The sequence below is a fragment of the Paenarthrobacter sp. 2TAF44 genome (assembly GCF_052114885.1).
GTDB lineage: Bacteria > Actinomycetota > Actinomycetes > Actinomycetales > Micrococcaceae > Arthrobacter.
In genome coordinates this window covers 78,542-89,430 of sequence record NZ_JBFRFP010000020.1, presented here as the reverse complement: position 1 = coordinate 89,430, position 10,889 = coordinate 78,542, and the positions used below count along the sequence as shown (strand labels likewise).

The following is a 10,889-nucleotide window of genomic DNA, read 5'->3' as shown; positions in this document are numbered from 1 at the left end:
GTCACCTTTCGGTGACCGGCCGCCGTCGTTGTGGCTGGCTTACTTAGCGGTTTCGAGCAGCGTGGCGCGAACCGTCTGGGTTGCCTTGACCAGGTTGCGCAGGGACTCTTCGGTCTCGGCGTAGCCACGGGTCTTCAGGCCGCAGTCCGGGTTGACCCAGAGCTGGCGCGAGGGAACGTGCTTGACGGCGGTGGCCAGGAGTTCGGTGACTTCTGCTTCACCCGGAACACGCGGCGAGTGGATGTCGTAAACGCCCGGACCAACGCCGCGGCCGAAGCCGTGTGACTCGAGGTCGTGGACGACCTCCATGCGGGAGCGTGCAGCTTCGATGGAGGTCACGTCTGCGTCGAGGCCGTCGATTGCATCGATGATCACACCGAACTCGGAGTAGCACAGGTGGGTGTGGATCTGAGTGGAGTCGGCAGCACCGGCCGTGGCGAGGCGGAAGGAGTCAACGGACCACTTCAGGTAGTCGGCGTGGTCTGCCTTGCGCAGCGGGAGGAGCTCACGGAGGGCGGGCTCGTCCACCTGGATGACCTTGATGCCGGCCGCCTCGAGGTCAGCGATTTCGTCGCGGAGTGCCAGGCCAACCTGGTTGGCGGTCTCGCCCAGCGGCTGGTCATCGCGAACGAAGGACCAGGCCAGGATGGTGACAGGACCGGTCAACATGCCCTTCATCGGCTTGCTGGTCAGCGACTGTGCGTACTCAGCCCAGGCGACCGTGATCGGGGCGCTGCGGGTGACGTCGCCCCAGAGGATGGACGGACGGGTGCAGCGGGATCCGTAGGACTGGACCCAGCCGTGGACCGTCACGTCAAAACCTTCGAGGTTCTCCGCGAAGTACTGGACCATGTCGTTGCGCTCGGGCTCGCCGTGAACCAGGACGTCGTAGCCCAGTTCTTCCTGCAGGTCCACAACGCGCTTGATCTCGTCCTTCATGAGCTTCTCGTACTGCTCGTTGGTGAGATCGCCCTTGTTGTTGCGGGCACGTGCGGAGCGGATCTCGGACGTCTGGGGGAACGAACCGATGGTGGTGGTGGGCAGCGGCGGAAGGTGCAGTGCCTCTTCCTGGGCAGTTTCACGAACCGCGTACTCGGAGCGGTTGAAGTCCGCAGCGGTCAGTGCCTGGGTGCGGGCGCGGACGTCGTCGCGGCGAACGCCTTCGGCGGTTGCGCGGGAAGCGATCACGGCGGATGCTTCGTCGATGGCAGCCTTGGCCGACGCGGGGTCCGCCAGGTAGGAAGCGAGGGTCTTGACCTCCACTGCCTTCTGGTCGGAGAAGGCGAGCCAGCTGCGCAGCTGCTCAGGCAACGCGGTTTCCTCTGCGACGTCGTGCGGGACGTGCTGGGTGGACGTGGACGTGCTGACGGCCAGCTTGCCGGCCGCAGCCTTCAGCTCATCCAGCTTCGCGGCTGAAGCGGCGAGGTCGTTGCGCCAGATGTTGTGACCGTCAACCACACCGGCAACCAGGGTCTTGTTGCCCAGGCCTGCGAGGGCAGCTGCAGAGGGAACTCCACCCTTGAAGACGTCGATGTGCAGGGCGTCGATGTTGGTGGCAGCAATCGTACCGAGCTGGCCGTCAAGCGAACCGTACGGGGTGGAGACAAGGATCTGCGGACGCTTCGCGGCAGACGTGAGGACCTCGTAAGCGCGGGCAACGGCTGCTTCGATCTCGGCGGCCGGCGTGTCCTGGTCAACAACCAGGGCCGGCTCATCGAGCTGAACCCAGCTGGCGCCAGCCTCGGCGAGCTTCTCAAGCAGCTGCACGTAAACGGGCAGGATGTCCTCGAGGCGGGACAGCGGGGCGAAACCGGCCGGGGCGTCGTCGGATGCCTTGGAGAGCAGCAGGTAGGTGACCGGGCCAACAATGTACGGACGGGTCTCAATGCCGTTGGCAAGTGCGAAGGCGAACTCGTCAACCTTGGCGGTGGAGGCGAGCGTGAACTCGGTTTCCGGGCCGATTTCCGGTACCAGGTAGTGGTAGTTGGTGTCGAACCACTTGGTCATTTCCAGCGGCTGCTGTTCCTTGTTGCCGCGTGCCAGCGTGAAGTAGCCATCGATGTCCAGCTGGCCCTCAGCGTTGAGGAGCTTACCGAAGCGTGCCGGAACTGCGCCCAGGTGCGCAGTGGTGTCCAGCACCTGGTCGTAGAAGGAGAAGGTACCCGGAACGGCGGCAGCTTCAGTAAGGCCCAGTTCCTGCAGGCGCTTGGCGATGGTGAGCTGGATGTCCTTTGCTGCTGCGTCCAGTGCTGCGGCGTCGATCTTGCCGGCCCAGTAAGCTTCAACAGCCTTCTTGAGCTCGCGGCGACGGCCGATGCGAGGGTAGCCGAGCAGCGAGGCTGCCGGGAACGGAGTGGCGGGCGTGTTCTGTTCAGTCATGGGAATTCCTTGATGAAGTGGTTTGAAAAGGTTGGTGTCTTGGGTGGCCGGGAAGAGCCGACGGGTTGGTGGCAGGCTGTTAGCTTGCGTATTCCTGGCGCAGGGCCATGGTGTTTACGCGGCCAGCAGGGCGGGATGGCCGCGGCAGCGCCAGCTTGTCCAGCACGTCCAGGGCGTCGGCGTGCTCATTGAAGGTGTACAAGTGAATGCCTGGCGCACCGGCATCCAGTGCCGCATTGGCCAGATCCACAGTGGCTGCGACGCCGATTCGCCGACGGTCGGCTTCAGTGTCCACGGCAGCCAGGCGCTCCATGAGTTCCACGGAAGGGTCGACGCCGGCCAGCTCGCCGAGGCGCTTCAGGCGCCGGAGGCTGGTGAGCGGCATGACACCGGGGATGATCGGGATGGTTACCCCGGCCCGACGTGCACGGGCAACCAGGTCCGAGTACTCGTTCGCGTGGAAGAAGACCTGCGTGATCGCGAAGTCCGCACCGGAACGCTGCTTGGCGAGGAGAACTTCGACGTCGTGTCCCACACTTGGCGATTCAGGATGCCTGGTGGGGTACGCCGCCACTCCGACAGCGATCTTGCCGGCGCAAAGGAGTGCTGAACGACGCTGCTCCACCCGGCGGATCAGTTCGATCAGATCCTGGGCGTAGCGAAGTGAACCGCTGGCAGGCTGGCTTCCGTCCTTGGGCAGATCGCCGCGTAGTGCCAGGATGCCACGGACGCCGTGGTCCAGGAGCTCACCGATGATCTCTGCCAGTTCAACCGGTGTGTTCCCCACACACGTCAGGTGGGCCAAAGGCCGAAGCGTGGTTTCGAGCAGGAGACGGTTGATGAGGTCAACAGCGGTGTCCCGGTTGGATCCACTGGCACCGTACGTCACGGAGACGTAGTCCGGCTCGGTGGCTTCGAGTTCACGGATAGTGGTCCACAGGGTTTCTGCGGCTGCCGGGGAGCGAGGGGGAAACAGCTCGTAGGAAAGTGCTACGGGTGCCGTTCCGGCGAGGTTGGGATGTACGTCAATAAGGCTTGGTGGCGACATTTGCGTCCTTGGCTGTTCGTCATCGAACGTCACCCAATGGATCCATGGGAGCCATTGATTGCATGATCGATGAATTGAGTTTGGGATACACGAAAGAACTCCAGCAGGACGCAGCCGCGACTGGTACGCCTGGAATGAAGCTTTCCGTGTGCAAATGTCAGGCCCACATGGGGGCACCCACACCCTCCTCACCGCCCTTACGGGGCGGATCCAACGGAGGATCGCTGACACGTTACCGCGGTAACTTGTTTATGACTCTAGGTCGTGGGCAAGGAGGGGTTCAACTCGACCACCGAATTAAGACGCAGTTTTACGATCCGTGAAGAAGGATTTGTGAACTTTGTTCGCCAAAAGGTGCCGTAGAAACCTTCACCAGGGCCTGTCTACGCCCGAGTCATTCTCGGGGCCGCGCAGGTACTCCTCGCGTTCCTGCCCTTCTGTCCGCTCACGTTTGGCCTGCTGCGCGCTCTCTCCCAGCTTTTGCAGTTGCTCCTGCTGTTGGCCGGACGGCAAATCCTTGGCCGGCTTCTCCGCCTCGCCACTTCCGTCGGAGTCCGCAGCTATCTTGCCCTTGAGCCGACCGGCAGCTGAGTCCAGAGCCTTCCCCTCCCCTGACGAATTCCCGGGCCCCTCCTGCGCGCACTGGGCAGGTGAGGACTCGACGACGTCCAACGCTTCACGAAACAACGTGGCTGCCGTCGGCTTACTGCCTGCCGACAGGGCAGCATCGCCCAGTTTCTCGATACTCAACACCAGATTGACCCGCACCTGGCATTCATCAGTGCCGGCACCGGCATCCAGCGCCGCCTCGAAGTCCTTCCGTGCCGCCGAGAAGTCGCTGGCCAGAACATGGGCGTCGCCGGATGCAAAGTACGCTTTGTGCGGCTCGAACAGGCTTGCAACCTGCAGCCAGGAAGCGGCCCTGGCTGCACCATCCTGATCAGCCGTTTCGAAGGCCTGTGCAGCGTACCCGCCCAGGGCACCTACGCTCAGGAGTTTCGCTGCCACGGCGAGCGCCAGCAGGGCCGGCGGGGCTGACCACAGCGCGAGGCGGCGTGTCCGGCGTCGTGCATTGTTCATGCCACTGGCTCTTTGGTTCCCGGGCGCAAGCGATGCCCCCGTACTTCCCGTAGCGCGGTCAGATGACGCAGGGGTTCGTGAAGGGCCAGCAGGAAGCCTGCGAGCGCCAGGAGCCAGTAGAGTTCCACGCGGCCGGGTCCGTCGTCGTTGGTAGGCGTGAGGGCGCCGGGCTGGGCTTTGGCAAGCATGTGAGCCGTAGGTTGGTTCCCGTCCCGGTGGACATATGGGACATGGAGCTGCGCTGCGATGTTTTTCAGTTGCCCTTCGTCAATTTTGGACACGGCGTCCTGGCCCGAGCTCTTGTCCTGTATGTACCCGGCTTTGGTGTCCGAGGGGTCTTTCATCCGGCCACCTTGCCCTGTGCCGTAACCCAGCACCGCTCCCCCACTTACGCTGTTCGCATCCACGGGCAGCGGCGCTGGTGCCTCGGCGGCCGTGTTCTCGCCGTCCCCGGCGTAGAAGACCAATGCTGGACGTCCTGGGTGCTGCTCCCTGGCGGCCGCGAGCCTGTTCTTGAGCAACGCTCCCGCGCCCGTAATGCTGCTGCCGTTGGCGTACCGCGGGTTTTGCGGCTGCAGCGTTGTTATGGCGGTTTGCAGCGCTGTGGCGTCCTGGCTCAAGGGCATGCGGACGGTCGCCTTGTTGTCGAAGGTGATAAGGGAAAACTTGGCTCCCGCCAGTTCCTTGGCGATCGCCATCACGTCGTGTGTTGCCCCTGACAAGCGGGTGTCTGTGCCGTTGTAATCCTCAGCGGCCATGCTGGTGCTGGTATCGACGACGAAAAATACATCAACGTCCGCGACCGCGGTCCTCGCTTCACTGCCTGGCCACCCCGGTCGCAGCGCGGCGAGGACCAGAAGCACGACGGCGGCGCCCCGGATGGCGGCTGGTCTCATCGACCCTTGTGGTCCAGTGCTGCCGGGTCCTGGCCTGCGAAGGATGGTCCACAGGGTGAACGATATGACGGCGACGCCTATGGCAGCGAGGAGTGTCCACGGAAGAATCGGTTGAAATGTCACGGGCTCAGCCTCCATCCCAGGATCACCATGCCGGCACCTGTTAGCAGCGCAACCCCAAGCGGCAGCGCCGGACTATCGCTCACGGCAACCTGGGGCGCGGCCAGGTAGCTGCTGACTTCGGTCTCCTGCACTTTCTGGACGATCCCGGGCACCGCGCCAGGACTGTCAAGGGTGAAGTAGCTGCCCCCGGTTCCTTCGGCAACCGCCCTGAGTTGGACGCCTGGCTGATCAGCTTGATCTCCGTAGTCAAAGTCGCCGGGGTTCAGTGCATACACCTTGACATTCTTGGTCTGGGCCAGCGCGCCGGCCTGCTGCAAGGTGAAGATGGGGTCACCGGAGAGGAAGTTGTCCGTCGCCAGCACAACAGACCGCGAGCGCTTGGCGTTGTCGGACTCCGATTCGACGTCCGGGAAGCTTTGCACGCAGGATGCCAGCCCATCGCCGATCAGGGACGATCCTCCCCTGTTCCATGTCCCGTCGAAGAAGGATCCTGCCCCGCTGTCCAGGGCCTTCTGAGCTGCCGTGAGTTGTTCCGCGGCGTAGTCGTAGTCGTCTGTCAGCGGGAACAATTGGACGCTGCTGCTGTCGAAGATCACCATGCCGATGCGCTCGCCATCGAATTCCCGGGCGAGTTCCTGAAACACCTTGGCTATGGCAGCGTCCGTACTGGTCATGGATCCTGAAACATCCAGGCAGAGGACGATGTCCCGGTTCCGGATTTCGGGCTGTTCCGTGGTGCGCTGGGCAGGTCTTGCCGCTGCTGTGGCTGTGGCCGCGAGAAACAATGCACCCAAGGCCATGGCGAGGACCAACGTGGTCTTGTACCGCCGCAAGGTCTTTTGGTACTCGGGAAGGTCGGTGAGGCGCTCGCCGTGTGCCACTGGCCTGCCCCTCTGCGGTCGACGCCGGGTCCCCAGTCGGGCGGCTATTGCCAGTACCAGCGCAGCGAGGGGAAGAATCCACCAATAGGTCAGCTCCACGCCTGTACCACCTGGCGTGCGGTCTTTGCGGAGTCCCGAACGGATTGCGTGGCTACGGGCGCGAATTCGTTGGGATAGATCACCGCGATACCCCCGGCGAACTGATCCAGTCCGTTGCGGCGCAATTCCTCCAGTGTCATGGAAGTGGCCGGAAGGCCTGTGGCTGCACCCGCAAATTCCCGCACGAGGAGGCTGAGTCGCTGGTGGGCGTCACGCCCGGGGCGGCGGCCGGCGTCGACCTCTCTTTCGAGGGCATCTATTGCTGACAGGCACCCGGCCCGCAGCGTTTCCAGATCTTGTGACCCCCCATGCAAGCTAGCCGGAGTTTTTGGCGATGCTTTGCGGACGGGCCACAGGATCCACCCGTACCAGCACGCTACGAGCAGCAGCAGCACCAAGCCCAGCCATAGCCACAGCTGCTGATATTGAAGGGGTGCGTAGAAGCCCGCGTCATCCTGCACGGTTGCCACTCTTTGCAGACTTCGAGCCAGAGCGGTGCTTCTCCAAGAGCGCGAACACCGCCGGGAGGACGTCGCCTGTGGCACTAACCGTCTGCTCAGCAATGCCGAGCCTGCGGAAGAAGGCGCTGCGCTCCTCCGCGCGTTTCCGCATGGCGGTGGCGTATGCGGCACGAACAACACTGTTCCCCGCCAACGGCGCAGGGATCCGCTGCCCGTTCCCGACGTCGAAGCTGGCCTCGTGCGTGAGCGCCGAAGGGTCCTCCTTGGCCAACTCAGCGTCGAGGATAGTAAGCCAAAGGACTTCATGCCGGGCCCTCAGCCGCCGCAGCAGAGTTTCCGTGCGGTGGTCGGGCTTAAACTCATCGGCGAGAACGACAACAAGCAGCCGGCCCTTCAAGAACCTGAGCGCATAGTCGAGTTGCTCGGTGATGGCGCTCACCGGCCCACCCAGGGAAATCCCCGCCTCCACTTCCCGCAGCAGCCGTTCCAGGTGCTCTTCACCGCCCTGGGGCGGGAGGTAGCGCGAGGTAACGGCCGAGCCGTGCAGGAGTCCGACATCGTCCCCGTGCCTGCAGGCGAGATAGCCCAGCACGCCGGCAGCATCAACGGCAATCTCCTTCTTGGATTCACCGGAGGCGGCATGGGCTGCCATGTTCCGTCCTGTGTCCACGAGCAACAGCACCGAATGACGGCGGACGGCCACATAGCGCTTGACCAGTGGTGATCCGTGGCGGGCAGTGGCTTTCCAATCGATGTCCCTGACTTCGTCGCCGGGTACGTACGAGCGTAATTCATCGAAGTCCAAGCTGCGGCCCTTGAAGACCGAACCGTATTCGCCATCCAACAGGGTGAGGGTCCTGCGATGGGCGAAGATGAACATCTTCGACTTCACGCGTCGGAGCAGGCTGGGCACTTTGGGTCCGCTACGGCGTCTGAACGGACGCGAGCACTGCATCAATGATGGTTTCCACGGGGACACCTTCAACCACGGCGTCGAACCCCAACACTATTCTGTGGCGCAGGATCCTGTGGGCCAGCTTCTTGACGTCCTCCGGAATGACATGATCCCGCCCATTCAGTAGTGCCAACGCCCTCGCTGCCTGGCTGAAGGCAATGCTCGCCCGGGGACTTGCACCGTACTCGATGAGGTTGGCCAAACGTGGCTCCAGGTATTGGGAAGCATGGCGGGTCACATACGCCAGGCCAACGATGTACCTGATGATGGCAGGATCAACGTAAACCCTCTTGACGAGTTCCTGCACCTGGACAATGGCGTCAAGGGAAGCAGCCGCTGGTGGCTTCTGCGCTGCGCTGAACACCCCGGCATCTATGCGCCTGATGACTTCGGCTTCCTCCGCCGGGCTCGGATAGTCCAGGACGTCCTTGAGCATGAAGCGGTCCATCTGTGCTTCCGGAAGGCGGTAGGTACCCTCCTGCTCAATCGGGTTTTGCGTTGCCAGCACCAGGAAAGGCTCGGGCAGAGGATAGGACTCGCCACCAATGGACGTCTGCCGTTCCTGCATCGCCTCCAGCATGGCGCTCTGCGTTTTGGCGCTGGAACGGTTGATCTCATCAAGCAGCACAATGTTCGCGTGAACCGGTCCCAATTGGGTGACGAACGTGCCTTTGACCGCATCAAATATCTGGGTGCCCGCGATGTCGCTGGGCAACAGGTCCGGAGTGCATTGGATCCGGCGAAAATCCGCACTCACTGACTCCGCAAGAGCTTGCGCCGCTGTGGTCTTGGCCAGACCCGGCACGCTCTCCAAAAGGACATGTCCGCCGGTCAGTAAGCCGATCACCAGCGTCTCCTGCAGCCTGGACTGGCCCACCACCTTGGTCTCGAAGCTGCGGATAATGCTGCCGACGAGCTGCTGGGCACTGGCCAAGTCCGGTGCATGGATTCCGGCCGTGGCTGTGTTCTGAAGCACTCGTGGTCCCCTCGCTGGCGTGAATCACTCTATCCAAGCCTCCCCTGAACAAGCTCGCAATGGGGAGCCCTCCCCATGCGGGCTTCTGAGGTCTATTCTTTTGCCATGCCTCAGCTACCAGTCCGCTATGAGCAGTACCTCAACGGCCAAAGCCAGCGCGTCATCGACGCCGTCCGCCCAGTTCTGTTGCAGTCCGCCGCAGACCAAAGGCATGGAGTCCGGATTATCTACAACACAGGCCCCACCGGGCACCAGGCTCATCTGGATGAGTCGATACCCTACGGCGAAATAGTCGAGGACATCGACTAGCCCTTCACCGAGCCGGACAACGCGAAGGAGCTGCCCACGCTCCGGGATACCAGCACGTACAGCAACAACACCGGCACTGAGTACAGGATGGAAAACGCCGCCAGCTGCCCATAGGCTATGGCGCCATGCTGGCCAAAGAAGCTGAAGATGGACACCGCGGCTGGTTGCTTGGCTGTGGAGAGCAACAGGATGAAGGGGACGAAGAAGTTTCCCCATGCCTGTATGAAAACAAAGATGAATACCACGCCCAGTCCCTGCCTCATAAGAGGCAGGACGACGGTGCGTAAGGCCGCCATGCTTGAGGCGCCATCCATCCATGCTGCCTCCTCCAGTTCCAAGGGAACGGAGTCCATGAAGTTCTTCATCATCCAGATGGCCATGGGCAGCGTGGTTGTAGCCATGAAGAATACGGTGGCCATCATGGAATCGAGCAACTGGAGCTGGACGAATAATCCGTAGACGGGCACCATAATGGCAGTCACGGGCAACGACGTCCCGAAAAGGACCGAGTACATGAACGGCTTGTTGAACCTGGACTGGTAGCGGGACAGCGGATACGCAGCAAGGACTGCTGCCACCAGGTTGACCGCCGCTGTTCCGGCCGAGAGAAGGAAACTGTTGGTCAGGGGCTGGAACAACAATTCCGGCGTGAACACCGCGCCAAAATTATCCATCGAAGGCGCCGACGGCACCGCCGTCTGATAGCCCGCGTGAGGATCGACGGCGGCCAGCAGCAACCACAGCAACGGTGCCACAAAGCACAAACCGATCACGGCCAAGGCAACATCTGCCGCCAGCCGCGGCTTGGACATCACGGCTTCTGCTCCCTGAGCAGGCGGACATAGACAGCGCCGAAGACCACTCCCAACACAATCAATACCGAAGCAACGGCCGTGCCATAGCCAATATCCCCGAATTTGAAGGCCTCTTGGTACGCCAACACCGGCAAGGTGGTACTGGCATTGGCTGGGCCTCCGGCCGTCATCACCCAAATAAGCGTGAACACGGCCAACGTCTGCAGGGTAATCAGCATCAGGTTGGTGGCGATGCTGCTCCTGATCAGTGGCAACGTAATGAATGCCAGGCGCTGCCAGCCTTGCGCACCATCCATCAGGGCAGCCTCCGAGACATCCTGCGGAACGTCCGCGAGGGCGGCCCTGTATACAAGCATGGAGAACGCCGTTCCCCGCCACGTGTTCGCCAGGATAATCGCGACAAGCGGGAACGTGTACAACCAGTCCGGCCCCTGCCCGCCAAAGAAGGCCAGCATCTGATTCAGAGTGCCGTCACGGTTGAAGTAGGCATAGGCCGCGAAGGCAGCCACGATCTCCGGAAGTACCCAGGCGGCTACCACCGCCGTTCCCACCCACGAGGAAACTGCCTTACGTGAGCGCGTCATGAGCAGGGCGATCAATAGGCCGAGCACGTTCTGGCCGAACACGGCCGAGGCCGCGACGAAAACAACAGTCAGCCATGCCGCCAGTGGAAACGAGCCATCGCTGAACATCCGGACATAGTTCTCCAGCCCCACCCATTGTGGATCCCGGGCAGCCCGGCCTGAAAGTGCGGCATTGGTAAACGACGCATAAAAGGACCAGGCCACCGGGGCAAGCAGGAACAACAAGAGCAAGAGAACGGACGGAACGACCGGCAGGAGCCGCAGGTAGCGGCGAATCGTCATT

11 protein-coding genes are annotated in these 10,889 nt (G+C 62.5%); 1 reads left to right on the top strand and 10 read right to left on the bottom strand.

The features are described from left to right. Positions 1-39: 39 nt before the first annotated feature. The 8 genes from metE to AB4Z15_RS18530 form a co-directional block, all read right to left on the bottom strand. On the bottom strand, positions 40-2,379 hold the full coding sequence (gene metE, locus AB4Z15_RS18565; RefSeq protein ID WP_442018428.1) for a 5-methyltetrahydropteroyltriglutamate--homocysteine S-methyltransferase: 2,340 nt from the start codon (positions 2,377-2,379) through the stop codon (positions 40-42). A 79-nt stretch (positions 2,380-2,458) separates the two neighbouring features. Next, the gene (locus tag AB4Z15_RS18560) at positions 2,459-3,427 is read right to left on the bottom strand and encodes a methylenetetrahydrofolate reductase (protein WP_442018427.1); all 969 of its coding nucleotides are present in this window, start codon (positions 3,425-3,427) and stop codon (positions 2,459-2,461) included. 369 nt (positions 3,428-3,796) lie between these two features. Continuing rightward, entirely contained in the window at positions 3,797-4,507 is a 711-nt protein-coding gene (locus AB4Z15_RS18555; protein WP_442018426.1) for a hypothetical protein, read from the bottom strand. Beyond that, a complete protein-coding gene (locus tag AB4Z15_RS18550) occupies positions 4,504-5,526 on the bottom strand; it encodes a vWA domain-containing protein (RefSeq protein ID WP_442018425.1) in 1,023 nt (340 codons plus the stop codon). The genes AB4Z15_RS18555 and AB4Z15_RS18550 overlap by 4 nt, the downstream gene beginning before the upstream one ends. Then, positions 5,523-6,506, bottom strand: a complete 984-nt coding sequence (locus AB4Z15_RS18545) for a vWA domain-containing protein (RefSeq protein ID WP_442018424.1) — start codon at positions 6,504-6,506, stop codon at positions 5,523-5,525. Before AB4Z15_RS18545 ends, AB4Z15_RS18550 begins: the two co-directional genes overlap by 4 nt. Further along, on the bottom strand, positions 6,497-6,976 hold the full coding sequence (locus AB4Z15_RS18540) for a hypothetical protein (protein ID WP_442018423.1): 480 nt from the start codon (positions 6,974-6,976) through the stop codon (positions 6,497-6,499). The genes AB4Z15_RS18545 and AB4Z15_RS18540 overlap by 10 nt, the downstream gene beginning before the upstream one ends. Further along, on the bottom strand, positions 6,957-7,880 hold the full coding sequence (locus tag AB4Z15_RS18535; protein ID WP_442018422.1) for a DUF58 domain-containing protein: 924 nt from the start codon (positions 7,878-7,880) through the stop codon (positions 6,957-6,959). The genes AB4Z15_RS18540 and AB4Z15_RS18535 overlap by 20 nt, the downstream gene beginning before the upstream one ends. Before the next feature lie 10 nt (positions 7,881-7,890). Further along, positions 7,891-8,898, bottom strand: a complete 1,008-nt coding sequence (locus tag AB4Z15_RS18530; protein WP_442018421.1) for an AAA family ATPase — start codon at positions 8,896-8,898, stop codon at positions 7,891-7,893. A 105-nt stretch (positions 8,899-9,003) separates the two neighbouring features. Between AB4Z15_RS18530 and AB4Z15_RS18525 the strand changes: the two genes are divergently transcribed. After that, positions 9,004-9,207 (top strand): hypothetical protein, encoded by a 204-nt coding sequence (locus tag AB4Z15_RS18525; RefSeq protein WP_442006678.1) that lies wholly within the window; start codon positions 9,004-9,006, stop codon positions 9,205-9,207. Here the strand turns inward: AB4Z15_RS18525 and AB4Z15_RS18520 are convergent. Both AB4Z15_RS18520 and AB4Z15_RS18515 read right to left on the bottom strand, forming a co-directional pair. Continuing rightward, positions 9,204-10,019, bottom strand: coding sequence for a carbohydrate ABC transporter permease (locus AB4Z15_RS18520; RefSeq protein WP_442018420.1), 816 nt, complete (start codon positions 10,017-10,019; stop codon positions 9,204-9,206). The two genes, AB4Z15_RS18525 and AB4Z15_RS18520, sit on opposite strands and share 4 nt — an antisense overlap. Beyond that, positions 10,019-10,888 (bottom strand): carbohydrate ABC transporter permease, encoded by an 870-nt coding sequence (locus AB4Z15_RS18515; protein ID WP_442018419.1) that lies wholly within the window; start codon positions 10,886-10,888, stop codon positions 10,019-10,021. Before AB4Z15_RS18515 ends, AB4Z15_RS18520 begins: the two co-directional genes overlap by 1 nt. Position 10,889 lies beyond the last annotated feature (1 nt).

Coding starts and splice junctions, on each gene's coding strand:
- metE (WP_442018428.1), bottom strand. CDS start 2,379: ATGACTGAACAGAACACGCCCGCCACTCCGTTCCCGGCAGCCTCGCTG.
- AB4Z15_RS18560 (WP_442018427.1), bottom strand. CDS start 3,427: ATGTCGCCACCAAGCCTTATTGACGTACATCCCAACCTCGCCGGAACG.
- AB4Z15_RS18555 (WP_442018426.1), bottom strand. CDS start 4,507: ATGAACAATGCACGACGCCGGACACGCCGCCTCGCGCTGTGGTCAGCC.
- AB4Z15_RS18525 (WP_442006678.1), top strand. CDS start 9,004: ATGCCTCAGCTACCAGTCCGCTATGAGCAGTACCTCAACGGCCAAAGC.
- AB4Z15_RS18520 (WP_442018420.1), bottom strand. CDS start 10,019: ATGTCCAAGCCGCGGCTGGCGGCAGATGTTGCCTTGGCCGTGATCGGT.
- AB4Z15_RS18515 (WP_442018419.1), bottom strand. CDS start 10,888: ATGACGATTCGCCGCTACCTGCGGCTCCTGCCGGTCGTTCCGTCCGTT.